The sequence below is a fragment of the Streptomyces sp. NPDC050287 genome (genome assembly GCF_044459385.1).
GTDB lineage: Bacteria > Actinomycetota > Actinomycetes > Streptomycetales > Streptomycetaceae > Streptomyces.
In genome coordinates, this window is record NZ_JBITIY010000003.1 from 911,211 (window position 1) to 934,193 (window position 22,983).

A 22,983-nucleotide genomic window follows, 5' to 3' on the forward strand; every position below is an offset into this window, starting at 1 on the left:
ACACCTTTTGCCGGTCAGTGAAACGTCACACCCTATTGAGATGGGATCCGAGATGACCGCCACCGAGATCCGCCCCTGGCGCGGCGTACTCGTCGCCACCGCGCTTCCGCTGCGCGAGGACCTCTCCGTCGACTACGACAGGTACGCCGAGCACTGCGCCTGGCTGGTCGACAACGGCTGCGACGGCGTCGTGCCGAACGGCTCGCTCGGCGAATACCAGGTGCTCACCCCCGAGGAGCGGGCCAGGGTCGTCGAGACGGCCGTGGCCGCCGTCGGCGGCGCGCGGGTGATGCCCGGCGTCGCCGCCTACGGCTCCGCCGAGGCCCGCCGCTGGGCCGAGCAGGCACGCGACGCGGGCTGCCGGTCAGTGATGCTGCTGCCGCCCAACGCCTACCGTGCCGACGAGCGGTCCGTCCTCGCCCACTACGCGGAGGTGGCGAAGGCGGGCGTTCCGATCGTCGCGTACAACAACCCCGTCGACACCAAGGTCGACCTCGTGCCGGAGCTGCTCGCCACGCTGCACGGCGAGGGCTTCGTCCACGCGGTCAAGGAGTTCTCCGGCGACGTCCGCCGCGCCTACCGGCTTTCCGAACTCGCCCCGGAACTGGACCTGTTGATCGGCGCCGACGACGTCCTGCTGGAGCTCGCCGTCGCGGGTGCCAAGGGCTGGGTGGCCGGCTACCCGAACGCGCTGCCCGCCGCGAGCGTCGCGCTGTACCGCGCTGCCGTCGACGGCGACCTGGCCACGGCCAAGAAGCTGTACGAGCAACTGCACCCCCTCCTGCGCTGGGACTCCCAGGTCGAGTTCGTGCAGGCCATCAAGATGTCCATGGACCTGGTGGGGCGCTACGGCGGACCGGTGCGCCCGCCGCGCGTCCCGCTGCTGCCGGAGCAGGAGGCGGTCGTCCGGGCCGCGACCGAGAGGGCCCTCGCCGCCGGACTCGGGTAGACCTTCGGGACACCACGGCACGACGGCACCCGGCACCACTGCACCCGGCTTCCAGTGTCCCCCCGTATCGAATCACCAGGAGCGTCATGCGCAGCAAGCTCGTCCTGCACGCCGTCGACTCGCACACCGAGGGCATGCCCACCCGGGTGATCACCGGCGGCATCGGCACGATCCCCGGCGCGACCATGAACGAGCGGCGCCTGTACTTCCGTGAGCACCGCGACGACATCAAGCAGCTCCTGATGAACGAGCCGCGCGGTCACTCGGCGATGAGCGGTGCCCTCCTCCAGCCGCCCGCCCGTCCCGACTGCGACTGGGGTGTCGTCTACATCGAGGTCTCCGGCTATCTGCCGATGTGCGGGCACGGCACCATCGGGGTGGCGACCGTGCTGGTGGAGACCGGGATGGTCGAGGTCGTCGAGCCGGTCACCACGATCCGGCTCGACACCCCCGCCGGGGTGGTGGTCGCCGAGGTCGCGGTGGAGAACGGCGCCGCGACGGCCGTCACCCTCGCCAACGTCCCGTCCTTCTCCGTCGCCCTGGACCGCAAGATCGCACTGGCCGACGGGCGGACGGTGACCTATGACATGGCCTACGGCGGCAACTTCTACGCGATCCTGCCGCTGGAGCAGTTCGGGCTGCCGTTCGACCGCGCCCGCAAGGACGACATCCTGAACGCCGGTCTGTCCCTCATGGAGGCGATCAACGCCGAGGAGGAGCCCGTCCACCCCGAGGACCCCACCATCCGCGGCTGCCACCACGTCCACCTGCTCGCCCCCGGCTCCACCGCCCGCCACTCACGGCACGCCATGGCGATCCACCCCGGCTGGTTCGACCGCTCGCCCTGCGGCACCGGGACCAGCGCGCGCATGGCACAACTGCACGCCCGCGGTGAACTGCCCCTGCACACCGAGTTCGTGAACGAGTCCTTCATCGGCACGCACTTCACCGGCCGTCTCCTCGGCACCACCGAGGTGGCCGGCCGCCCCGCCGTCCTGCCCAGCTTCACCGGCCGTGCCTGGATCACCGGCACCGCCCAGTACCTGCTCGATCCGACCGACCCGTTCCCGGCGGGATTCGTCCTGTAGGCGCCGACCATAATGACGGGACCGCACGATGACGGGACCGCACGATGACGGGACCGCCCCGGACGGGTACCGCACCAGACGGGTACCGCATGACATTGCACAGCTAGGAGACGTCCCATGGCCGCCCAGCACACCAGCGCCCCCGCCGCGGTTGCCCCGGCCCTGCCCTCGCTGGGCGGCAAGAAGAGCAGCTACCGGGAGCGGGTCGCCGACGCCCTGCGGGCCGCGCTGATCGCCGGCGAACTGCGCCCGGGGGAGGTCTACTCCGCGCCGACGCTCGCCGCCCGCTTCGGCGTCTCGGCGACGCCGGTGCGCGAGGCCATGCTGGACCTCGTCAAGGAGGGCCTGGTCGACACGGTCCCCAACAAGGGCTTCCGGGTCACCGCCGTCTCCGAGAAGCAGCTCGACGAGTACACCCACATCCGCGCCCTCATCGAGATCCCCACGGTGGTCGACCTGGCCAAGACCGCCGACCCCCTCTCGCTGGAGGCGCTGCGCCCGGCCGCCCGGGAGATCGTGCGGGCCGCGGTGGCCGGCGACCTCATCGCGTACGTCGAGGCCGACACCCGCTTCCACCTCGGACTGCTCGCCCTCGCCGGCAACGCGCACCTCGTGGAGGTCGTCGGCGACCTCCGTAAGCGCTCCCGCCTCTACGGGCTCACCGCCCTCCTGGAGGCGGGCCGTCTGCTGTCCTCCGCCGAGGAGCACCTCGAACTCCTCGACGCGCTGACGGCCCGGGACGGCGACGCGGTCCATGAGGTGATGACCCGCCACCTCGGACACGTACGGAGTCTGTGGGCCGCCAAGTAGCCCGTACGGCGCCGGCCGGTTCCGCCGCCCGGCTCACAGCGGCCAAGGCGCGTCCGACTCGGTCATCCCGCTTCCGCGCTTCGCCGCCTGGATCTGTTCGTACACATGGGTCCGCAGTTCGGCGAAGCGCGGGGCAACGCGCGTGTGCAACTGGTCCCGCTCGTCCGGCAGATCGACCTTGAGCTGTTCCCGCACGACGGTGGGGGAGGCGGACAGCACGACCACCCGCTCCCCGAGGTAGACGGCTTCGTCGATGTCGTGGGTGACGAACAGGATCGTGATCCCGCGCTCCCGCCACAGCCGCCTTACCAGGTCCTCCAGGTCGGCCCGGGTCTGGGCGTCCACCGCCGCGAACGGCTCGTCCATCAGCAGCACCCGGGGCTCGTACGCCAGTGCCCGGGCGATGGCCACCCGCTGCTGCATGCCCCCGGACAGCTGCCAGGGGTAGGCCCCGGCCGCGTCCGCGAGGCCCACCGACCGCAGCGCGTCCGTCACCAGCTCCCGGCGCCGGGCCTTGCTCAAGTCCTTCTGCTTCAGCGGGAGTTCGACGTTCTCGCGAACCCGCATCCACGGGAACAGGCTGCGGCCGTACTCCTGGAAGACGAAGGCCGTCCCGGGCGGCGGTCCGGTCACCTGCCGCCCCTCCAGAAGGACTTCGCCCGCCGTCGGCGCGAGCAGCCCGCCCACGCACTTCAGCAGGGTCGTCTTGCCGCAGCCCGACGGGCCGACGAGACAGACGAGTTCGCCCGCGCCGACGGTGAAGGTGAGGTCGCGGACCGCCTCCACCCGCCGTCCGGAGCCCTCGTAGACCTTCTTCAGGCCGCGTACGTCGAGCATGCCCTGCCCTTTCTCGGACGTCACCGGGACCGCCGGGTGGAGGCGCGCAGACCGTGGTACCAGCCGAGCACTCGCCGCTCGACCAGCTGGAACAGCACCGACAGCAGAAAGCCCAGCAGGCCCAGCACGAGGATCCCGGTCCACATGTCGGGGATCGCGAAACCGCGCTGGAACTGCACGACGGTGAAGCCGAGGCCGCTGCTGGCCGCGAACATCTCGCTGATGACCATGAGGATGATGCCAATGGACAGCGCCTGGCGCAGCCCCGCGAAGATCTGCGGGCCGGCCGAGCGCAGCACCACGTGCCTGAGGCGTGCGGCGCCCGTGATGCCGTACGACCGGGCTGTCTCCGCCATGACGGAGTCCACCGCCCGTACGCCCTCGACGGTGTTGAGCAGGACCGGCCACACGCAGCCGCTCGCGATCACGGCCACCTTCATCGTGTCGCCGATGCCCGCGAACAGCATGATGACCGGGATCAGCACGGGAGGCGGCACCGCCCGCAGGAACTCCATGACCGGCTCGCACACCGCCCGCACCCGCCGGTAGGAACCGATCACCGTGCCGAGGGCCACGCCCACCACGGCCGCGGTGGCGTAACCGGCCGCCAGTCTCAGCACGCTGGGCAGGGCGTCCGTGCGCAGCCGCTCCGCCGTCCAGACGTCCGGGAAGGTCTTCAGGATCGTGCGCAGGGGCGGCCAGTACACGTCGGTGCTGTCGTCGGAGGCCAGCCACCACACGGCGAGCAGGACGACGGGCAACCCGACCACGAACACCAGCCGCAGCAGAAAGCCCCTCACACCGTCACCTCCCCGCGCACCGACTGGTGCCAGGCCAGCGCCCGCCGCTCGACCGACCTCGCGCCCACATTGATCAACAGGCCCAGCAGTCCGGTCACGACGATCAACGCGTACATGTCCGGCACGGCCTGCGAGTTCTGCGCGACCGCGATCCTGGCGCCCAGCCCCGGGGAGCCGATGACGAGTTCGGCGGTGACGGTGAGGATGAGGGCGACGGCCGCCGCCAGCCTCAGGCCCGTCATGACGTACGGCAGCGCCGTCGGCCACAGCACGTACCGGACCCGGGCCCAGGTGCCCAGACCGTACGACCGTGCCGTCTCCTCGGCGACCGGGTCGACGTCCCGGACGCCGTACAGCGTCTGGATCAGCACCTGCCAGAACGAGGCGTACACCACCAGCAGGAGCACCGAGCGCAGTTCGTTGCCGTACAGCAGGACCGCCAGCGGGATCAGCGCGACCGAGGGGATCGGGCGCAGGAACTCGATCGTCGAGGCGGTCGCCTCCCGCAGATACGGCACGACGGAGACGACCACCCCCACGACGATCCCCGCGCAGGCCGCCACCGCCAGGCCCACCGCCCAGCCGGTGAGCGTGTCGCCGAGCGCCGTCCAGAAAGCCGAGTCGGCGAGTTCACCGGCCAAGGCGTCGGCGATCTCGCTGGTGGGCGGGAAGTACGCCTCCTTGACCAGGCCGAGCCGCGGCACCGCCTCGCCCAGGGCGAGGAAGACCGCGAGCCCGGCCGCACCGAGTGCGAGGTTCGCGCCCCTCACGGCAGCAGCTTGTCCAGGTCGGGCTCCGTCTTGAAGAGGCCGTCCTCCTGGCCCAGCTTCCGCAGCGCCTCGATGGAGGCGCGGTTGGCCTCGGCCGGCCACTTCGGCAGCGTCACCCGCTCCAGCACCGCGGCCGGGATCTTCGTGTACGACGTGACGATGGCGCGGACCTCGTCCGGGTGGGCGTCGGCGTACGCGAGGGACTCCGCGGTGGCCTCCCGGAACTTCTTCACCACGTCCGGGTTCCGCTGCTCGTACGGGAGCGAGGTGAAGTACATGGCGACGGTGAGGTCCGGGGCGATGTCGATCAAAGGCGAGGCGATCTCCACGCCGCCCTGGCTCTTGACGGTGGCCTGCGCCGGCTCGACCACGCTCACCGCGTCGACCTGCCCCTGGTCGAGGGCCGCGGGCATCTGGTCGAAGGCGAGCTCCACGAACCTCACCCCGTCGGGGTCGCCGCCGGCATTGCGCACCGCCGCGCGCACGGCGGTCTCATTGATGTTCTTGAGCGTGTTGATGGCGACCTTCTTGCCCTCAAGGTCCTTGGGCGACTTGATGGCACTGCCCTTCTTCACCATGAGGGCGTTGAAGTCCTTGCCCCGTACGCCGGTCGAGGCGATGCCGTTGACGACGGCCTTGACGGGCACGTTGTTGGACTGGGCCACCATCAACGAGGTCACGTTGCTGAACCCGAACTGGAACTGACCACTCACGACACCCGGCACGATCGCCGCGCCGCCCTGCGCGGTCGAGATGGTCAGCTTCAGTCCGTGCTTTTCGTAGAAGCCCTTCTTCTGGCCGAGATAGACGGGCGCCACGTCCACGATGGGGATGAGTCCCAGCTTGACCGTGGTGGTGCCGTCGGACGAGGCGGCCTTGCCCGACGTACCGGAGTCGTCGGACGAGCCACAGGCCGCCGTGGCGAGAAGAATGGCACCGGCCGTGAGACCGGCTAAAAGACGACGCATGGCTCCTCCTGTGCAGACAACGGTGTTCCGACAGGTTGTGCGCACCCCGCACAGTAGTGGTCAGCCGGTGTGCGGGGGAACGTGGAGGCAGCCATCCGTCACGGTCAACGGGCCTGACAGGCAACGGGGTTGACAGTCAGGGGGGTGAGGGGGAAGGCGAGGAGGAGGGCAGGGCGTGGTGCCGGCCTCGGGTCACAGGTCCAGCACCAGCCGCTTCCCCCGGCAACGGGACACACAGATGAGCATGGTCTCGCCGGCCTCCCGTTCCTCGTCCGAGAGGACCGAGTCCCTGTGATCCGGGTCGCCCTCCAGCACGTCCGTCTCGCAGGTGCCGCAGGTCCCCTCCGTGCAGGAGAACAGCACCTCCACGCCGGCGCCCCGTACGGCGTCCAGCACCGACACGTCCGCGGGCACGGTGAGCGTACGACCGCTGCGGGCCAGCTCGACCTCGAACTCGGTGTTGCCGCCCACCTCCTGGACCTTCGGCTCGAACCGCTCGACGTGCAGCGCCCCGGCAGGGCAGCGTGCCTCCACCGCGTCCAGCAGCGGCCCGGGGCCGCAGCAGTAGACGAGGGTGCCCTCGGGCAGGCCGTCCAGCACCGAGGCGAGGTCCAGCAGTCCGGTCTCGTCCTGGGGGGCGATCGTGACGCGGTCGCCGTACCCCCTCAACTCCTCGGTGAACGCCATGGACTGACGGGTCCGACCGCCGTACAGCAGGCTCCACTCGGCGCCCGCCGCCTCGGCCGCGGCCAGCATCGGCAGGATGGGCGTGATGCCGATGCCGCCCGCGACGAACCGGTAGCGCGGCGCGGGCCGCAGCGCGAAGTGGTTGCGCGGACCGCGCACCCGCACCTTGTCGCCCTGCCCCAACCGCTCATGCACGTACGCCGATCCGCCGCGCCCGTCCGGCTCGCGCAGCACCGCGATCCGCCAGGCCGTCCGGTCCGCCGGATCCCCGCACAACGAGTACTGCCGCTCCAGGTCCGGCCCGAGGACCACGTCGACATGGGCGCCCGGCTCCCAGACCGGCAGCTCCTCGCCCAGCGGATGCCGCAGGGTCAGGGCGAGCACGCCATCCGCGGCGAACTCCCGCTCCTCGACGACGAGTTCGGATTCGTAGACAGTCATGAGTCGCTTCCTCGCGGCTGATGGCCTTCCGGGTGGCCGAGCATCCACTCCCACATCTCGACCGGGTCCTGGGAGCGGTGCTCGGCACCGCAGTGACAGGTGCCGTGCAGCACGTCGGTGCCCGGCAGCCAGTCGATGCGGTAGATCTCTCCGGTCGGGCTCGTCACTGGACCTTCTCCATGGGCTTGTCGCCCTCCTCGACCAGCCGGGCGAGGATACGGCGGGCGGCCAGGCCGCCGGTGTCGATGTTGATGCTCAGCTCCTGGTAGCCGGTCCGCTCGGTGTCTAGCGTCTTCTGCAGCAGGTTGAGCGCGTCGACGTCCTGCATGACGACCGTGTGGTTGTTGCCCCGCAGGAACTCGGTGACCTCGGCGTCCTCGGTCGCCCAGTCCCGCGAGACCATCCAGAAGTCGTACACCTTGCCGTCGGCGGACGGCGTGATGGCGTACGTGATCTCGGTGTGGAACCCGTTCGGGTCGCTGCCGTCGGCCTCGGGCAGCACCCCGACCGGCGCGATGCGGCTGTGCAGCAGATACAGGCAGGGCGCGTGGTACTCGATGTCCTGCCAGCGGGTGATCCGGCCCTCGATACCGGTGGACTTGGCGTAGAACGGCGGGCAGGCCGCGTCGTCCATGTGCCGGCTCACCCGGACGATCCCGGCGCCCTCGTCCACCTCGGTGGTGATCGGCGTCTCGGCGACCTCGGGAGTGCCGATGTACCCGCCGTGCAGATATGTCTCGTGGGAGAGGTCGAGGAGGTTGTCGACGAGGAGGCCGTAGTCGGCGTCGATCGGCTCCATGCCGCGGACGGTCGTCCAGCCGGGGGAGTCCAGGTGCCGGGCGCGCGGGATGGTCTGCGGGTCCGCGAGGGTCGGGTCACCGATCCACACCCACACCAGGGAGTCCTGCTCGACCACCGGGTACGAGGTGACGCGGGCGGTGCGCGGTATGCGCTTCTGCCCCGGCACGTACACGCAGGTGCCGGTCGTGTCGTAGGTGAACCCGTGGTACCCGCACACGATCCGGTCGCCGTCGAGCCGGCTCTCGGAGAGCGGATAGCGGCGGTGCACACAGCGGTCGTGGAGGACGACGGGCGTGCCGTCCTCCTCGGTCCGGTAGAACACGAGCGGCTCACCGAGAATCGTCCGTCCGAGCAGTGCCTCGCGGCCGACCTCGTGGCTGTAGGCGGCGACGTACCACTGGTTCTTGGCGAAAGCGGTGATGTGCGGCATGGCAGTTCCCGTCCCTGTCGGCGGGGCTCCATCACCCCGCGAGCCGTGGTTAGAAACAGGGTCGTGAGGCTTGCATCGGCTCGGCAAGACGGCTTCTGTCAGGCGGAAGAACTTCTGTAAAGAGGCTGGTCACAGCCCTGTTCTGTCAGTCCCTAGTCGCCAGAGTGGAGGGCCGCGTGGTGCGGTCAATCGGTTCGTGCTCGGGGGAGGCGTAGGCGGCGACGGCGAGTGCGACTACTCACTACGCGGCGTTAATCGCCCAAAAATGTCTACTTAGTTTCAATTGTTGGACTCCTCTGTCGGTGGATGCTCGGTACAGCGGCAAGAATCAGCATCACTGCAGGTCAACTACTGTTCGTTTTGGGTTCTGGGGCCCTCGGGTCGAATCCGGGTCGAATCCGCACCCTTTTAGGTTGTCGAGCGTGTTGCCGCTGGTCAGGGTGGTGTGAGGTCGCGTGCTGGTTCGCCTTGCGGATGAGGGTGGCGCGGCGAGCAGTCGGGCCGATGAGCCGCTGAAGAGGCACTGAGTGGCGGTGGTCGGACGTCAGCGGCGGGGGGCCCACAAGCGGATTCTTCGCTGCTGGTGGTGCGATCATGTCCTGCGGAAATGTCTTCAGACGGGACGGCTGATGCGTGACTGCCTGAGCTTGCTGGTTCCTGGCCGAGACCGACCTGCCGAGCGTTTCAGGGGCCGTCCAGGAGCCGCGCGGTGGTCGGGCCATGTGGCAGAGGCCCGCCGCCTCGCGCGGCAGCCGGCACTCTCGTAACATCCGGTACACCCCGGAACTGCGAGGCCTCGGCGTCGACATCAGCACAGCCTCGGTTGGCTCGCCATCACCAACACCGAACTGGAAAATCTTGGTACCTCGACGAGTTCATGGTCCGCGAGGCCCCTTGAGTGGCGCGCATGTAAGTCCTGCTCATGGCTGGGCAGTTGGGGGCACATCTTCTGTGTCAGGTCGGCACTGCCGCGCGGGGTGGCAGACGCCCGTGCGCCCGCGGCGAACGGGCAGCTTGGAAGCCCGCTTCAGGGGGGGGAGGCGGCCGAGCAGGGCTGGTCGACGGAATTCACCTCGCGGTACAAGGCGTATGGCATCCTGATGGGCGCCAGTGACGACATCGCGCTGGATCTGATCCGCGAGGGCGGCAACCACGCCGTCGGCCTGGTCTTTCGTCGTACGCGGAAAGACCGCCCAAGTGTCAACAACGTCACCAGTCGAGCAACTTGGGAACCCGGTATTCCCCCCGGTACGGTTCGTGGGCGAATTGTCGGCGGCTCAGCAGTAGATCGTGTCCAGAGCGCGGGACTCTGCCACGATGCACGGCTCATCGTGGTGGTCGAACAGTCCGCCGCGCTCGACCCTGACGGGCGATGTCGTCACGCTGATGATCGGGGGTATCGTCGAATACATCTCCCCGGGCCATACCACTTCGCGGCGCACTGGGGCTCGAAGTTCACGGACTATGCCACACAGTGACCAGACCCCTGGATCTCACTCTCTATTCCGTTGAGGTCGTGGTTTCTCCAGGATCGTCGACTACCGGCTTCGGTCTGAGATCCGGAAGTGATCTACAGGGCGTGCAACCCGGCAGCGGCGCGTTCTGGTCGAGGGGGAGGGCTACGCCCCAGCAGCGTCCGTTCGTGCCGCCTACCCGAGCGCGACACGCGTGACGCGAAGCGGCCAGGTTGTGTTCCGCCCGATGTGTAGCGCCCGGATAGTTGACGGATACCGAACGCGGGTCTTCTCCATCTCGAACAGAACCCGGCGTACAGCCCGACTCGTCTGCCGCTCCACATTTCCGCAGGTCAGATGCCATGTTTGCTGATTGAACAAACCCTCGGGGTCGAATCCGGGTCGAATTCGGGCTGTGGGTATTGTCGTTTCTGTCTGCAGCCTGTGCGGCAAATCCGGGCATTCTGGGTGTTAAGTGCAGTCCAGGGCCGATCTGGAGCAGACATCTCGGATTCTGATGTGCTCGTAAGTACATGTACGAGGTGTCTCCGTGCCAGCCTGCTCTGGTTGAACCTGAACACCGATGGCGCGTCCTCCAGCGAGCCGTGCCCGGGCCGGGATAGGTGACGTTGCTTGCGGCGTCGGCAGCTCACGAGATCGCGGGAACGACCCGCTGTCGAGGAGCATCGATGCGGAGCCTCCGGACGAGCCATCCGCGTGCACCAGAGCCGCCCGTGCCGGTGGGCCGGAGGTGGTGACCATCCACAGGTCGCCGGTGACAGTCGCCAATTGAGCGGGTTGAGAACACGGCTACGGACCGGCTCGCTGAACACCAGGTCCCACAGAAGCGCAGAACTACCTCCACGGGAACACGCTGCAACTGTCGCACGGTGTAGTCAGCAGACAACGCTGCCCCGAAGATCTCATCCGGCGTGAGGAAAGCCGCAGCCAAACCGATCGGTGCCGGTTTCGCTCAAGCGGTTCGGGCGGGAGCGGACCGCGGTTGCGGGCATGCCCGAGACCTAGCGGGTCGGCCGCGTTCGGGCAGTGGTGACGGGCCGCTGCCCGAACCTGCGAGCGGGGTCGTGGACGACCGCGTTCAGCAGGCAGCGGTGACGGAGTCGGTCCGCAGGGGCGCGGCCGTCTTCGCGGTGATCTCGTCGAGGGTGATGCCGGGTGCGGTCTCGACGACGGCGAGGCCGTCGGGTGTGACGTCGAGGACGCCGAGGTCGGTGATGACGCGGTGGACGCACCGTTCGCCGGTGAGCGGCAGGGTGCACTCGGTGAGGATCTTCGGGCTGCCGTCCTTGGCGGTGTGCTCCATCAGGACGATGACCCGGCGGGCGCCGTGGACCAGGTCCATCGCCCCGCCCATGCCCTTGACCATCTTTCCGGGGATCATCCAGTTGGCCAGGTCACCGCGTTCCGACACCTGCATGGCGCCCAGCACCGCGGTGTCGATGTGACCGCCGCGGATCATGCCGAAGGACATGGCCGAGTCGAAGAAGGAGGCCCCGGGCAGGACGGTGACCGTCTCCTTGCCCGCGTTGATGAGATCCGGGTCGACCTCGTCCGAGGTCGGATAGCGGCCGGTGCCCAGGATGCCGTTCTCGGAGTGCAGCACCACCTGCACGCCGGGCGGGAGGTGGCCGGGGATGAGGGTGGGCAGGCCGATGCCGAGGTTGACGTAGGAGCCGTCGGTGAGTTCGGCGGCGGCGCGGGCGGCCATCTGGTCGCGGGTCCAGCCGCGGGGTGTGTCCGTCGTCGGGCTCATGCTCGTACCGTCCTCTTCTCGATCTGCTTGTCGGCGGCCTGAGCGGGGGTGAGCTCCACGATCCGCTGGACGAAGACGCCGGGGAGGTGGACGGCGTCGGGGCTCAGCTCGCCCGGTTCCACGAGCTCCTCGACCTCGGCGATTGTGATCCGGCCGGCCATCGCCGCGAGCGGGTTGAAGTTGGCCGCGGCGCGGCGGAAGACGAGGTTGCCGTGCCGGTCCCCCCGCCAGGCCCGGACGAGGGCGAAGTCGGTGGTGATGGCGTGCTCCAGGATGTGCGGTCGGCCGTGGAAGTCGCGGGTCTCCTTGGGCGGGGAGGCCACGGCGACCGAGCCGTCCGCCGCGTACCTCCACGGCAGACCGCCGTGCGCGACCTGGGTGCCCACACCGGCCGGGGTGTAGAACGCGGGGATGCCCGCGCCGCCGGCGCGCAGCCGTTCGGCCAGTGTGCCCTGCGGCACCAGCTCCACCTCCAGCTCGCCCGAGAGGTACTGGCGGGCGAACTCCTTGTTCTCGCCCACGTAACTGCCCGTCACACGGGCGATCCGGCCGGCGGCGAGCAGCACGCCCAGCCCGCGGCCGTCCACACCGCAGTTGTTCGACACGACCTGCAGGCCGGTGGCGCCCTGTTCGTGCAGGGCCCGGATCACCACTTCGGGGATGCCGCTGAGGCCGAAGCCGCCGACGGCCAGTGAAGCGCCGTCGGGAATGTCGGCGACCGCCTCGGCGGCGTTCGCGCTGACCTTGTTCACTCAGCAACCTTTCAGCCGGGAAGTACGGATGACCAGCCGCCGTCGACGACGAGGTTGGCGCCGGTGATGTACGAGGCCTCGTCGGAGGTGAGGAAGACGGCGGCGCCCACGACCTCGTCGGGGAGGCCGACGCGGCCGAGGGGGATGTGGCGGGCGATGGTGCGCATGGGGTGATCGGTGGAGAGCAGGTCACCGCGCGAGCCCTCGGTGTCGACCATCCCGGGACTGACGCAGTTGGCCCGGATGCCGTGCGGGGCGCCTTCGGCAGCGAGCCTGCGGGTCAGGGCGATCACGGCGCCACCGCGTTGTTGACCAGGCCGTGCACCCGGCCGTACGACTCCCGCAGTTCGGCGGCCAGCTTCGCCCAGTGCTCCTCGTCGGTGACGTCGAGGTGGCGGCAGCCGGCGGCCTCGGTCACGTCGGTGGCGATGACACGGGCGCCTTCGCGGGGCAGGGCCTCGGCCTCGGCGGCGCCCTGGCCGCGCGCTGCGCCGGTGACGACGACGACCTTGCCGAGGAGTCTCTTGGGGTGCAGGTCGTTCACGGCCGTTCCCGGGTGCGGCGGCGGGCGGTCGGCAAGGGCTGCGGATCCCTGCCCGCTACCACGGTGTTGGAGACGGTGCCGATGCCCTCCACGGTGAGGGTGACGGTGTCGCCCGGCTTCAGTGGGGGCGGGGTCTGCTCGCCCCGGACGCCCCACAGCTCGGCGAGGCAGCCGCCGTTGCCGCAGGTGCCGGAGCCGAGCACGTCGCCGGGACGGACGACGGTGCCGCGGGATGCGTAGGCGACCATCTCCTCGAAGGTCCAGCTCATGTTGGACAGCAGGTCCTTGCCGACGACCTCGCCGTTCACCGAGGCGGTCAGCGCCAGGCGCAGAAAGCCGTCGGTGTCGCGGTACGGCTCCAGTTCGTCGGCGGTGACCAGGTACGAGCCGAGGGTGGTGGCCGTGTCCTTGCCCTTGCACGGGCCGAGGTGGACCTGCATCTCGCGGGACTGCAGGTCGCGGGCGGACCAGTCGTTGAAGATCGTGTAGCCGATGATGTGGTCCCGTGCCTGCTGCGGCGTCAGGTCCTGCCCCTCCCGGCCGATGACGGCGGCGACTTCCAGCTCGAAGTCGAGGACTTCGCTGCCCGGCGGCACCGGGATGTCGTCGTGGGCGCCGATGACGGCGTACGGGTTGGTGAAGTAGAACGTCGGGGCGTCGTACCAGGCTTCGGGCACCCCGCCGACGCCGTCCATGGACCGCCGTGCCCCTTCGACGTGTTCCTCGAAGGTGACGAAGTCCCGCACGGTGGGCGGCTGAAGCGGTGGCATCAGCCGCACCTCGGACACGTGAGGGCCCGGCGGGACGTCGAGCGTGGCGGCGCCGGCGCGCAGGAGTGCGTCGAGTCCGTCGCCGCGGCTGATCAGCTCCGTGAGCGAGCGCGCCCCGGGAACCGGGTGAAGGGTGCCGTCCTCCTCCACGACGGCGACCCTGCGCTGGTGTCGGTGTTCATAGGTGGCGAAACGCATGCACGGCTCCAGGCTCTGGCGGTCTTCGACAGCGGTGGGAAGCGGGGACGCGGCAAGGGCGTCAGGGCGGTGACAGGGCCACCGCGTCCCCGCGGTTCGAGGCGTCAGACCGGCGGGGCGACGAAGCAGCCGCGGTCGACGTCGTTGAACGACTCCTTGGCGATCAGCTCGTTCATCGGGTTCGCCGTGCCCCACTGGTCGGCGACCCCGGGCTGGGAGAAGTCATAGACGTGGGGGTGCCAGGTGTCCTCGTCCAGCAGCTCCAGTTCCGTCGTGTATTCGACGGTGTTGCCGTGCGGGTCGAGGAAGTAGGTGAAGGTGTTGTCGCCCGCCAGGTGCCGGCCGGGCCCCCAGACCTTCTGGAAGCCGGCGCGGATCACGCGGCCGGAGCCGCGCATGTACTCGTCGATGCCGCGCATCTCGAAGGAGACGTGGTGCAGGGCGGTGTGCGGCCCTTGGGCGATGGCCATGGAGTGGTGCTGGTTGCTGATGCGCATGAAGTGCATCGCCTCGCCCATCTTCGGATGCATCAGCGTGTCGGAGAGCCGGAATCCGAGGTGACGCTCGTACCACTCCCGAGTGCGGTTCAGATCCGGGGAGTTGAGGACGACGTGCGACAGCTTGACCGGGATGGCCTCCTTCTCCTCGATCTTGCGGTGCTGCCGGACGTTGACGTCCGCGGAGACCTCGATGGTGCGTCCGTCGACGTCGAAGAACCGGAAGCCGTACCCGCCTCCGGGGGTGTCGACCTTGCCCGGCTGGGAGATCAACTGCACTCCTCCGGCGAGGAGTTGCTCGGCGAGGGTGTCCACGTCCGCCGCGCTCGCGGCGCCGTACGAGACGAGGTCGAGGCGCTTCTCCTCGGCCTTGCGCAGCCGTACCACGTACTGCTCGGGGCTGCCTTCGGCGGCGAGGAAGGAGATGCCGGAGTCCTCGGCGACCTTGGTCAGGCCCCAGACGTCGGCGTAGAAGTCGAGTTGCTTGTCGTAGTCGGGCACGGCGAGGTCGACGTGCCGGAGATGGGTGAGCAGGCGTGCGCTCATGATGGGTTTTCCTCCTGCGGGGGGTCAGGTGAGGCGCAGCAGCGTTGCGGCGTTGCCGCCGCGCACGGCGTGGAAGTCGTCGTCGGGCAGGCGGGCGGCGCGCAGTGCGCCGACGGGGTCCTCGGTGCCCATATCGAAGGGGAAGTCGGAGCCGAGCAGCACACGGTCCGGGCCGGCCGCGCCGATCAGTGCCCGCAGTACCTGCGGGTCGTGGACCAGCGAGTCGAAGTACAGGCGCTTGAGGTAGCTGCTGGGCAGGTGGGCGCAGCCCGCGCCCGCGTCGGAACGGGCCGACCAGGCGTGGTCGGAGCGGCCGATGTGGGTGGGCAGATAGCCGCCCCCGTGCGCGGCGATGACCTTCAGCTCCGGATGCCGGTCCAGCACCCCGGAGAAGATCAGGTGCGAGAGCGCGACGGCGTTTTCGGTGGGCTGGCCGACGGTGTTGGACAGGTACCACTGGTCGAGGCGTTCGTCGAGCGTGCAGCCGAAGGGGTGCAGGAAGAGGATCGCTCCCGTTTCCTCGGCCCGGGTCCAGAAGGGTTCGTAGGCGGGGTCCGACAGCTCCCGGCCCGGCGCGTGCGAGGAGATTTCGACACCCAACAGGCCCATACTCACGGCGAGTTCGAGCGCGCGCACCGCCGATTCCGGGTGCTGCAGGGGGACGAGGCCCAGACCGTGCAGCCGACCGGGCGCCTGGGCGCAGTGGGCGGCCGTCGCCTCGTTGGCCAGGCGGTACACCTTCTCCGCCGTCTCCTCGTCCGCCCAGTAGTGGTAGTGCGAGGGCGACGGGCTGACCAGCTGGACGTCCACACCCTGCGCGTCCATCGCGGCCAGTCGTACGGCGACGTCCGTCAGCCTCGGCATGCGCTCGGCGACCATGGGGCCGCTGACGGCCAGGGCCGCGGGCCCGTTGCGGCGGGCGTCGAGGGCCTTGGCCTGTGCCAGGCCCGGCAGGCCGGCCACCAGGGCCTCGACCTCGGGGATCAGGACGTGCGCGTGGACGTCGACCGTCGGGGAAGTGTGCGCGTCCGTGCTCGACGAGGGGCGGCTCCCGGCGGTAGCCGGGGGCTGGGTGCCTCCTCCGATGACCAGTGCTCTCTGGCTTTCCATCGCCAACTCCTTTGTTGGGCGGATTACTTGACGGCGACCGGGTTGACGGGGGAGCCGACGGCTCCGGTGATGGGCAGGGGCGCGGCGGTGAGCCAGAACTCGTACACGCCGTCGGAGGCGCAGTCGTCCGCGAGGGCGTCGGGGTCCCATATCTCGCCGATCAGCAGGCCCATGTGGGGGATGACGACCTGGTGCAGCGGCTGGAAGGCGCGGTCGAACTCGTTCGGCCGTACCTCGAAGCCCCAGGTGTCGGTGGCGATGGCGGCGATCTCGCTCGTGTGCAGCCAGCCGGCGGTGGTGAAGGACAGGCCGGGAGAGTCGCCGCCCGCATAGTCGCCCCAGCCCTCGCGGCGGGCGCGCGCCAGCTGCCCGGTCCGGACGACGACGATGTCCCCGCGGCCGACGGCCACGCCGTGCGCCTCGGCCGTCGCGGTCAGGTGTTCCACGGTGATCGCGAAACCGTCCGGCAGCTCTCCGCGTTCACCGCCGATCACCCGGCCGACATCGAGGAGGACTCCGCGCCCGGCGACGTACGGGGCCATGTGCTCGATGCCGGTGACGAGGTCGCCGTCGGAGGTGACGACCTTCTCCGCCGCCCGACCGTTCCAGGCCTTGCCGTGGTCGAAGATGTGCCCGAGCCCGTCCCACTGGGTGGAGCACTGCAGCGGCATCGCGATCACGTCGTCGGCGCCGCCGAAGCCGTGCGGCATGCCCTGGTTGCCGAGGGCCGCGTCCGTTCCCGTGGCCAGCATGGTGTGGACGGGGTTGGTGCGGCGGCGCCAGCCCTTCTGCGGGCCGTCCATGTCGAACGGCTGCGACAACGAGAAACTCACGCCCCGGCGGACCAGTGCCGCACCCTCGCGTCGCTTGGCTTCGTCGAGGAAGTTCAGCGTGCCGAGCACGTCGTCCTCGCCCCAACGCCCCCAGTTGGAATACCGCTTGGCGGCCTCGTTGATCGCGCCCTCGGCGTCCGTGGGGTCGAGCGGGGCCGTCACGACGCGGTCCTGTCGGCGACACAGCGGGTGCGCTGCGCGCCCAGACCCGTGATGGAGCCCTCCATGACGTCGCCGTCGCGCAACAGCCGTCCCCAGTGCATGCCGTTGCCGGCCGGGCTACCGGTCAGCACCAGGTCGCCGGGCAGCAGCCGGGAGGTCTGGGAGATGTAGGACACCAGCCGGGCGATGCCGAAGAGCATGTCCTTGGTGGACTCGTCCTGCATGGTCTCGCCGTTGAGCTTCAGTGTGACCTGCAGGTCGCCCGGGTCGGCGATTGACTCGGCGGGCACGATCCACGGGCCCAGCGGGGTGAAGCCGGAGGCGTTCTTGCTGCGCAGCCAGTCGGTGCCGATGGCCTTCATGTCCCGGCGGAAGACGGTGGCGCGGTCGGTGAGGTCGTTGGCGATTGTGTACCCGGCGACGTACTCCAGGGCCTCCTCGACCGTCACCCGGTAGGCGGGCTTGGCGATGACGGCCGCCAACTCGAGCTCCCAGTCGGGCTGTTCGGCCCAGTCCGGGAGTACGACATCGTCGAAGGGGCCGGTGATCGCGCTCGGCAGGCCGATGAACACGTACGGCAGGTCCTCGGCGGCCCGGCGGTCCATGACCGCGGCGACCTCCGCGCGCGCCTCCTCCACGGTGCGCGGGTCGTCGGGCGAGCGGTGGGCGACCTCCAGGTCGATCACGTGCTGCCGGTAGTTGGCGCCGGACTGGAAGACCTGGCGGGGCTCGACCGGCGCGTGCACCCGCAGGCGCTCCGACGGTAGCCAGTCGGCCGTCTCGTCGGCCGCGAGTTCGTGCAGGCGAGGGAGTATCTCGTCCCAGCGGTCGAAGATCGCCCGGGTCGTCAGGGTGGGCTCTCCGAGGGCCGTACGAAGATCCAGCGCGCGCCCCCCGGGGATCACGAGACCGGGGAAAGGCGCCTGGTCAGAGGCGGAGAGAACGCCAAGGGCGAAGGGTCCGGAGAAGGACACGGAAGCGGCTGCGGGTTTCACGGGAATGTCCTCCAGATTGCGGTGGGACCAATGTGGCCCTCAACGCCCTCGTCGAGGAAGTTGAGGGTGCCCAGGACGTCGTCCTGTCCCCAACGCCCCCAGTTGGAGCAGCGCTTGGCGGCATCGGCAATCGCGCCGGCGGGGTTGGCACGGTCCAGTTCGTCCGGGGTCACGCCGGGTTCCTTCCGATGAAGAACTCACGGAACGGGTCCATGCTGGGTTCGAGGCCGGCGTCGAGGAGTCCCTTGCGCAGGGCGTGCATCTGGGCGTCGTGGATGCGCTGGGTGGGCTGGCGCAGCGGTCCGCCGTTGTAGCCCTGCAGCCACCCCTGGAATTTCCATGCCTGCCGGTTGATGAAGGCACCGCCGTTCAGCACGGGAGCAAGGCCGCCCTTGATCTTGCGGGCCGGATGCAGCTGCCAGTAGATGTCGGTGGCGTCGTCGTACTTGCCCTCGCGCAGCAGCTGCATGACGCGCGGGATCATGGGCCCGTAGTATTCGTGGTCGCTCGTGGCGGACAGCTGGATCGGCATGACCTGTGCCAGCGGGATGAGCTCGCTCTCGATGGGCACCGAGATGACGACCTCGTCGCCGAAGAGCCGGTGGCACTCGATAGCGCTCTGAATGCTGGGGAAGCCGCCCTCGGCCTTGATGACCGCGATGTTGGGGCAGTCGTCGATGAGGCGGCGGATGAGCCGCGTCGGGATGTCCGAGGGGTGCACCCGGGGACTGAACCCCCACAGGAACATCGGGAACAGCATGACCGCGAGGTTCGTGGCGTCGCAGACGGCCTTGGTGTAGTCGTAGATCTCCTGTTCCGACTCCGGGTAGAAGTTCGGCGGGTAGGACAGGAGCACCAGGTCGGCACCGGCCTCTTCGGCGCCGCGCACCGCCTCGATGTTCTGCTCCAGGGTGCTCCAACTGCCGTGGTGGACCACGACGAAGTCGTCGCCCGCCTCATCACGGACGATACGCAGGAAGTCGAGGTACTCGGGCAGGGTGATGCTGACCTCGGAGACGCCGAGGGTGCCGAGGAATCCGTGCTGCTGGGCGAGCCTGATGTCGTGCCTGATGCCCTGCTCGTTGATGCCGCGAAGGTCGGCGGTGAACGACGGGATCGTGCAGTTGACGGCTCCGACGAGCTTTTCGCGGGCCCAGTCCCGGGCCTCGGTGCGGGTGTATGCGGGCATGGTCGTCCTTTGCCTCGGTGCGTGGGTGATGGGGGTGGTGACTCAGCGCCTGGAGGGTTGGTCTCGGCGCGCTCGTCTGTGCTGCGGTGTCCGGCGCGGCAGTCGGCTCAGGGCGCGCCGGCGCCTTCCCAGGCGAGGTACTTCATCTCCAGGTACTCGTCGATGCCGTAGACGGAGCCCTCCCGCCCCAGCCCCGACTGCTTGACGCCGCCGAAGGGGGCGACCTCGTTGGAGATCAGGCCGGTGTTGATGCCCACCATCCCCGCTTCCAGGGCGGCCGAGACGCGCCAGGTCCGCTCGGCGTCGCGGGTGAAGAGGTAGGCGGCCAGACCGTAGTCGGTGTCGTTGGCCATGCGGACGGCCTCGGCCTCGTCGGTGAAGCGGATGAGCGGGGTGAGCGGGCCGAAGGTCTCCTCGCGGGTGACGAGCATGCCCGGGGCCACGTCCGCCAGCACGGTGGGCTGGAAGAAGAGCCCTCCACGCCGGTGCCGCGAACCGCCGCACAGGATCCTGGCACCCCGGTTCGTGGCGTCGGCGAGATGTTCCTCGACCTTCGCCACCGCTGCCTCGTCGATGAGCGGTCCCTGCTGCACGCCGTCGTCGAAGCCGTCTCCGACGACAAGGTCCTCGACCCTGCGGGTCAACGCCTCTGCGAACCGGTCGTGGACTCCCGCCTGCACGTAGACACGGTTGGCGCTGATGCAGGCCTGGCCGGTGTTGCGGTACTTGGTGGCGACGACACCGGCGACGGCGGTCTCGACGTCGGCGTCGTCGAAGACGAGCACCGGCGCGTTGCCGCCCAGTTCCATCGAGGTCTTCTTCACCGTCTGGGCGGACTGGGCCAGGAGCAGCCTGCCGACCTCGGTGGACCCGGTGAAGCTGACCTTGCGGACCAGCGGATTGCCGGTCAGCTCGGGCCCGATCTCGCGCGGGTCGCCGATCACCACGTTGAGGACCCCGGCCGGTACACCGGCCCGCTCGGCAAGCTCGGCGAGGGCCAGTGCCGTCAAGGGGGTCTGCTCGGCGGGCTTGACGACCATCGTGCAGCCCGCGGCCAGTGCCGGAGCGGCCTTACGGGTGATCATCGCGGCGGGGAAGTTCCACGGGGTGATGGCCACGCACACCCCGACCGGCTCCTTGAGCACCAGCACCCTGCGCGATGCCTCCGGTGCCGCGAACACGTCGCCGCGGATCCGTTTGGCCTCCTCGGCGAACCACTCGATGAAGGAGGCGGCATAAGCGACTTCCCCGCGGGCCTCAGCGAGTGGCTTGCCCTCCTCCAGGACGATCAGCCGAGCCAGGTCCTCCGTGTGCTCGGTGACAAGGTCGAACCAGCGCCGCAGCACCTGTGCGCGCTGTTTGCCCGACCGCGCCCGCCACTCGGGCAGAGCACGATGAGCGGCATCGACGGCCTCGGCGGTCTGCGCTCTGCCGAGTGCCGGAAGCTCCGCAATGAGGTCACCGGTAGACGGGTTGCGGACGGTGAGCCGACCGCCGTCGCCGGCTTCCAGCCACTTGCCCTCGACGTAGGCGGCCGTGCGCAGCAGCGTGGGGTCGGACAGACCGAGTGGAACGGTCGTCTCCATGGTCATGGCGGCTCTCTCACTTCTGCACGGGATGAATGGTGGCCGGCATCCGGGTTCCGAGTCCCAGCCGCTCGGCGTTGCGCGCGCACATGCCGGCGACCGCCAGGTCCTGGGCCGCTGAGCCGACCGACTTGTACAGCGCGATCTGGTTGACGTGGGTGCGCCCGGGGACGCGCTCGCCGACGAGGTCGGCCAGCGAGCAGATCTCGCCCGCCACGTCGAGACCGGTGGCTCGCGCGGCGATCAGGTCCCCGGTGTCGTCGAGCACCTCCTCGACCATGTCCGCCACGATGACGTCGGCACGGGCAATGACCTCCGGGTCCACCTCACGCTGCTCGGGCAGGGTGGATCCGATGGACACCACGGTCATGCCTGGTCGGAGCCACTTGCCGAGCAGGGTGGGGGTCTCGTCGCGGGACCGGGCGGCGCAGACGACCAGCGTGGCGCCTGCGACGGCCTCCTCGGCGCCGGCCGCCTGCGTGATCGGCAGGTCGGACAGTTCGGCGACGAATCGGGCTCGGCTCTCCGGTCGTGGGCTGTACACCCGTACGGCCTTGAGGTCTCGCGCGACGGCGAGGGCGCGCACATGGTTCTGCGCTTCGAAACCGGAGCCGATCACGGCGACGGTCAGGGCGCCGGGCGGCGACAGCAGGTCCGCCGCGACGGCCGAGGTGGCCGCCGTCCGGTAACCGGTGATGGAGTGGCCGTCGAGCAGGGCCACCAGCTCGGCCGTCCGCTGGTCGAACAGGGGGATGAGGTAGGAGGCGCGGCGCGTCGGCATCGCGGCCGCGATGATCTTCGCTCCCATCAGTTCGCGGCCGGCCGGTACGCCGGTGAGGGTGCGCAGCCAGCCGTGGTCTCCGCGGGCCATGCCGCGGGCCGGATAGCGTGCTCCGTCCACGCTCGTCGCGTATGCCTCGCGCACCGCCGAGGTAGCCAGCTCCCAGTCGAAGGCCGCCCGTACCGCTGCGTCATCAAGGAAAAGAGTCACTTCAGTGGCCTTTGCGAAGGAGGGGGAGGGATCAGATCGGCGCGGGGGTCCACAGACCGCCGTCCGTCTGCTTGAGCAGCACCGGCAGCATGGTCTCGGTCATCGACCCACCGGTCCCCCACTGGTCCTGCGACTGAGGAGAGGTGCTGTCGAAGACGCGGGGCTCCCACGCTTCCTCGTCCTCGATCGTCTCCAGCTCCGTCGTGTACTCGACGACGTTCTCGTTCGGGTCGAGGAAGTAGGTGAAGGTGTTGTCTCCCGGGCCGTGCCGGCCTGGCCCCCACAGCGGGCGGTGACCGGCGCGCATCAGACGCCCGGTCCCGCGCATGTACTCGTCGATGCCGCGCATCTCGAAGGAAATGTGATTCAGCGAGACGCTCGGTGCTCGGGAGATGGCGAGGATGTGATGCTGGGTCCCGCTGCGCATGAAGCACATCAGGTCGCCGAGCCAGTCCGAGAGGCGGAAGCCGAGGTACGTCTCGTAGAACGCCTTGGTCGCGGCCACATCGGTGGAGTTGATCACCACGTGGCTGAGCTTCTTCGGGACGGATTCGCGTTCCTCGAGCTCCCGGAAGGGCTTCTGCGCGACGCCGGCGGACACCTCGACGAGTCGGCCGTCGGGGTCGAAGAACCGGACGCCGTATCCGCCGCCCGGGGTGTCCAGCTTGTCGGGCTCCCGGTCGAGAGTGATCCCGCCGGCCGCCAGCCGCCGGGCCAGCTCGTCGACTTCTTCGGGAGAGTTCACACCGAAGGCGATGAGGTCCAGTCGCTTGTCCTGGTCCTGCCGGACGCGAAGGACGTACTGCTCCGGGTCCGCGGGAGTGGCGAAGAAGGTCACACCGCTGTCGTCGGCCACCGGCTGCAGTCCCCAGATGTTCTTGTAGAACTCCAGAGCCTTGCCGTAGTCGGGCACACCGATACCCACATGTCTGAGATGGGTGATCGGACGGAAGGCCGCGGTCATCGTCGACTCCTGCTCTCCAGTGACGCTGAACAGGACG

At 69.4% G+C, this 22,983-nt stretch carries 23 protein-coding genes and 3 pseudogenes; 5 read left to right on the forward strand and 21 right to left on the reverse strand.

The window, feature by feature from the left end:
* Positions 1 to 52: 52 nt before the first annotated feature.
* The 3 genes from ACIBK3_RS14485 to ACIBK3_RS14495 all read left to right on the forward strand — a co-directional run bounded on the left by ACIBK3_RS14485 (position 53) and on the right by ACIBK3_RS14495 (position 2,847).
* Complete coding sequence (locus ACIBK3_RS14485; protein WP_399365605.1) at positions 53 to 949, forward strand: dihydrodipicolinate synthase family protein; 897 nt, start codon at positions 53 to 55, stop codon at positions 947 to 949.
* 86 nt (positions 950 to 1,035) lie between these two features.
* Positions 1,036 to 2,037: a proline racemase family protein gene (locus ACIBK3_RS14490; RefSeq protein WP_399365357.1), complete on the forward strand. Its 1,002-nt coding sequence runs from the start codon at positions 1,036 to 1,038 to the stop codon at positions 2,035 to 2,037.
* Positions 2,038 to 2,154: 117 nt separating this feature from the next.
* On the forward strand, positions 2,155 to 2,847 hold the full coding sequence (locus ACIBK3_RS14495; protein WP_399365359.1) for a GntR family transcriptional regulator: 693 nt from the start codon (positions 2,155 to 2,157) through the stop codon (positions 2,845 to 2,847).
* 33 nt (positions 2,848 to 2,880) lie between these two features.
* On the opposite strand, the gene ACIBK3_RS14500 is transcribed toward ACIBK3_RS14495, so the two are convergent.
* From ACIBK3_RS14500 to ACIBK3_RS14530, 7 genes are all read right to left on the reverse strand, one after another.
* Entirely contained in the window at positions 2,881 to 3,684 is an 804-nt protein-coding gene (locus ACIBK3_RS14500) for an ABC transporter ATP-binding protein (protein ID WP_399365361.1), read from the reverse strand.
* 20 nt (positions 3,685 to 3,704) lie between these two features.
* A complete protein-coding gene (locus tag ACIBK3_RS14505; RefSeq protein ID WP_399365363.1) occupies positions 3,705 to 4,484 on the reverse strand; it encodes an ABC transporter permease in 780 nt (259 codons plus the stop codon).
* Positions 4,481 to 5,254, reverse strand: coding sequence for an ABC transporter permease (locus ACIBK3_RS14510; RefSeq protein ID WP_399365365.1), 774 nt, complete (start codon positions 5,252 to 5,254; stop codon positions 4,481 to 4,483). The genes ACIBK3_RS14505 and ACIBK3_RS14510 overlap by 4 nt, the downstream gene beginning before the upstream one ends.
* A complete protein-coding gene (locus tag ACIBK3_RS14515) occupies positions 5,251 to 6,222 on the reverse strand; it encodes an ABC transporter substrate-binding protein (RefSeq protein ID WP_399365367.1) in 972 nt (323 codons plus the stop codon). Before ACIBK3_RS14515 ends, ACIBK3_RS14510 begins: the two co-directional genes overlap by 4 nt.
* 192 nt (positions 6,223 to 6,414) lie before the next feature.
* On the reverse strand, positions 6,415 to 7,350 hold the full coding sequence (locus tag ACIBK3_RS14520; protein ID WP_399365369.1) for a PDR/VanB family oxidoreductase: 936 nt from the start codon (positions 7,348 to 7,350) through the stop codon (positions 6,415 to 6,417).
* Positions 7,347 to 7,517: a hypothetical protein gene (locus tag ACIBK3_RS14525; RefSeq protein ID WP_399365371.1), complete on the reverse strand. Its 171-nt coding sequence runs from the start codon at positions 7,515 to 7,517 to the stop codon at positions 7,347 to 7,349. The genes ACIBK3_RS14520 and ACIBK3_RS14525 overlap by 4 nt, the downstream gene beginning before the upstream one ends.
* Positions 7,514 to 8,581 (reverse strand): Rieske 2Fe-2S domain-containing protein, encoded by a 1,068-nt coding sequence (locus tag ACIBK3_RS14530; protein WP_399365373.1) that lies wholly within the window; start codon positions 8,579 to 8,581, stop codon positions 7,514 to 7,516. The genes ACIBK3_RS14525 and ACIBK3_RS14530 overlap by 4 nt, the downstream gene beginning before the upstream one ends.
* A gap of 735 nt (positions 8,582 to 9,316) precedes the next feature.
* Here ACIBK3_RS14530 and ACIBK3_RS14535 point away from each other — a divergent pair.
* Positions 9,317 to 9,444: pseudogene (locus tag ACIBK3_RS14535) on the forward strand (sugar kinase); the annotation flags it as partial.
* A gap of 292 nt (positions 9,445 to 9,736) precedes the next feature.
* Positions 9,737 to 9,948: pseudogene (locus ACIBK3_RS14540) on the forward strand (sugar ABC transporter ATP-binding protein); the annotation flags it as partial.
* Positions 9,949 to 11,134: 1,186 nt separating this feature from the next.
* Here the strand turns inward: ACIBK3_RS14540 and ACIBK3_RS14545 are convergent.
* From ACIBK3_RS14545 to ACIBK3_RS14610, 14 genes and pseudogenes are all read right to left on the reverse strand, one after another.
* Entirely contained in the window at positions 11,135 to 11,809 is a 675-nt protein-coding gene (locus ACIBK3_RS14545) for a CoA transferase subunit B (protein WP_399365375.1), read from the reverse strand.
* Positions 11,806 to 12,561 (reverse strand): CoA transferase subunit A, encoded by a 756-nt coding sequence (locus ACIBK3_RS14550; protein WP_053740097.1) that lies wholly within the window; start codon positions 12,559 to 12,561, stop codon positions 11,806 to 11,808. Before ACIBK3_RS14550 ends, ACIBK3_RS14545 begins: the two co-directional genes overlap by 4 nt.
* 11 nt (positions 12,562 to 12,572) lie before the next feature.
* Positions 12,573 to 12,854, reverse strand: coding sequence for an SDR family NAD(P)-dependent oxidoreductase (locus ACIBK3_RS14555; RefSeq protein ID WP_399365378.1), 282 nt, complete (start codon positions 12,852 to 12,854; stop codon positions 12,573 to 12,575).
* Positions 12,851 to 13,105 carry an SDR family NAD(P)-dependent oxidoreductase gene (locus ACIBK3_RS14560; protein WP_399365380.1) on the reverse strand — a complete coding sequence of 85 codons (255 nt, stop codon included), beginning with the start codon at positions 13,103 to 13,105 and terminating at the stop codon, positions 12,851 to 12,853. Before ACIBK3_RS14560 ends, ACIBK3_RS14555 begins: the two co-directional genes overlap by 4 nt.
* Positions 13,102 to 14,073 carry a fumarylacetoacetate hydrolase family protein gene (locus tag ACIBK3_RS14565; protein ID WP_399365381.1) on the reverse strand — a complete coding sequence of 324 codons (972 nt, stop codon included), beginning with the start codon at positions 14,071 to 14,073 and terminating at the stop codon, positions 13,102 to 13,104. The genes ACIBK3_RS14560 and ACIBK3_RS14565 overlap by 4 nt, the downstream gene beginning before the upstream one ends.
* A gap of 104 nt (positions 14,074 to 14,177) precedes the next feature.
* Positions 14,178 to 15,116 (reverse strand): VOC family protein, encoded by a 939-nt coding sequence (locus tag ACIBK3_RS14570; protein WP_165259185.1) that lies wholly within the window; start codon positions 15,114 to 15,116, stop codon positions 14,178 to 14,180.
* Between the two features lie 24 nt (positions 15,117 to 15,140).
* Positions 15,141 to 16,226, reverse strand: a complete 1,086-nt coding sequence (locus ACIBK3_RS14575; protein WP_399365383.1) for an amidohydrolase family protein — start codon at positions 16,224 to 16,226, stop codon at positions 15,141 to 15,143.
* Positions 16,227 to 16,249: 23 nt separating this feature from the next.
* Positions 16,250 to 17,221 (reverse strand): cyclase family protein, encoded by a 972-nt coding sequence (locus ACIBK3_RS14580; RefSeq protein ID WP_399365385.1) that lies wholly within the window; start codon positions 17,219 to 17,221, stop codon positions 16,250 to 16,252.
* Positions 17,218 to 18,216 (reverse strand): fumarylacetoacetate hydrolase family protein, encoded by a 999-nt coding sequence (locus ACIBK3_RS14585; RefSeq protein ID WP_399365387.1) that lies wholly within the window; start codon positions 18,214 to 18,216, stop codon positions 17,218 to 17,220. The genes ACIBK3_RS14580 and ACIBK3_RS14585 overlap by 4 nt, the downstream gene beginning before the upstream one ends.
* A 47-nt stretch (positions 18,217 to 18,263) precedes the next feature.
* Positions 18,264 to 18,389 (reverse strand): annotated as a pseudogene (locus ACIBK3_RS14590) (cyclase family protein); the annotation flags it as partial.
* Entirely contained in the window at positions 18,386 to 19,405 is a 1,020-nt protein-coding gene (locus tag ACIBK3_RS14595) for a dihydrodipicolinate synthase family protein (RefSeq protein ID WP_165270295.1), read from the reverse strand. The gene ACIBK3_RS14595 and the pseudogene ACIBK3_RS14590, both read right to left, overlap by 4 nt.
* 107 nt (positions 19,406 to 19,512) lie before the next feature.
* Positions 19,513 to 20,991 carry an NAD-dependent succinate-semialdehyde dehydrogenase gene (locus ACIBK3_RS14600; RefSeq protein ID WP_399365607.1) on the reverse strand — a complete coding sequence of 493 codons (1,479 nt, stop codon included), beginning with the start codon at positions 20,989 to 20,991 and terminating at the stop codon, positions 19,513 to 19,515.
* 16 nt (positions 20,992 to 21,007) lie between these two features.
* Entirely contained in the window at positions 21,008 to 21,982 is a 975-nt protein-coding gene (locus ACIBK3_RS14605) for an ornithine cyclodeaminase family protein (RefSeq protein ID WP_399365390.1), read from the reverse strand.
* A gap of 31 nt (positions 21,983 to 22,013) precedes the next feature.
* Positions 22,014 to 22,946 (reverse strand): VOC family protein, encoded by a 933-nt coding sequence (locus ACIBK3_RS14610; RefSeq protein ID WP_399365392.1) that lies wholly within the window; start codon positions 22,944 to 22,946, stop codon positions 22,014 to 22,016.
* Positions 22,947 to 22,983 lie beyond the last annotated feature (37 nt).

Bases quoted from the DNA above. Each gene is read 5' to 3' on its own strand.
- ACIBK3_RS14600 (WP_399365607.1), bottom strand. From the start codon at position 20,991: ATGGAGACGACCGTTCCACTCGGTCTGTCCGACCCCACGCTGCTGCGC.
- ACIBK3_RS14565 (WP_399365381.1), bottom strand. From the start codon at position 14,073: ATGCGTTTCGCCACCTATGAACACCGACACCAGCGCAGGGTCGCCGTC.
- ACIBK3_RS14595 (WP_165270295.1), bottom strand. From the start codon at position 19,405: ATGCCCGCATACACCCGCACCGAGGCCCGGGACTGGGCCCGCGAAAAG.
- ACIBK3_RS14570 (WP_165259185.1), bottom strand. From the start codon at position 15,116: ATGAGCGCACGCCTGCTCACCCATCTCCGGCACGTCGACCTCGCCGTG.
- ACIBK3_RS14545 (WP_399365375.1), bottom strand. From the start codon at position 11,809: ATGAGCCCGACGACGGACACACCCCGCGGCTGGACCCGCGACCAGATG.
- ACIBK3_RS14500 (WP_399365361.1), bottom strand. From the start codon at position 3,684: ATGCTCGACGTACGCGGCCTGAAGAAGGTCTACGAGGGCTCCGGACGG.
- ACIBK3_RS14575 (WP_399365383.1), bottom strand. From the start codon at position 16,226: ATGGAAAGCCAGAGAGCACTGGTCATCGGAGGAGGCACCCAGCCCCCG.
- ACIBK3_RS14520 (WP_399365369.1), bottom strand. From the start codon at position 7,350: ATGACTGTCTACGAATCCGAACTCGTCGTCGAGGAGCGGGAGTTCGCC.
- ACIBK3_RS14530 (WP_399365373.1), bottom strand. From the start codon at position 8,581: ATGCCGCACATCACCGCTTTCGCCAAGAACCAGTGGTACGTCGCCGCC.
- ACIBK3_RS14485 (WP_399365605.1), top strand. From the start codon at position 53: ATGACCGCCACCGAGATCCGCCCCTGGCGCGGCGTACTCGTCGCCACC.
- ACIBK3_RS14495 (WP_399365359.1), top strand. From the start codon at position 2,155: ATGGCCGCCCAGCACACCAGCGCCCCCGCCGCGGTTGCCCCGGCCCTG.
- ACIBK3_RS14515 (WP_399365367.1), bottom strand. From the start codon at position 6,222: ATGCGTCGTCTTTTAGCCGGTCTCACGGCCGGTGCCATTCTTCTCGCC.
- ACIBK3_RS14610 (WP_399365392.1), bottom strand. From the start codon at position 22,946: ATGACCGCGGCCTTCCGTCCGATCACCCATCTCAGACATGTGGGTATC.
- ACIBK3_RS14490 (WP_399365357.1), top strand. From the start codon at position 1,036: ATGCGCAGCAAGCTCGTCCTGCACGCCGTCGACTCGCACACCGAGGGC.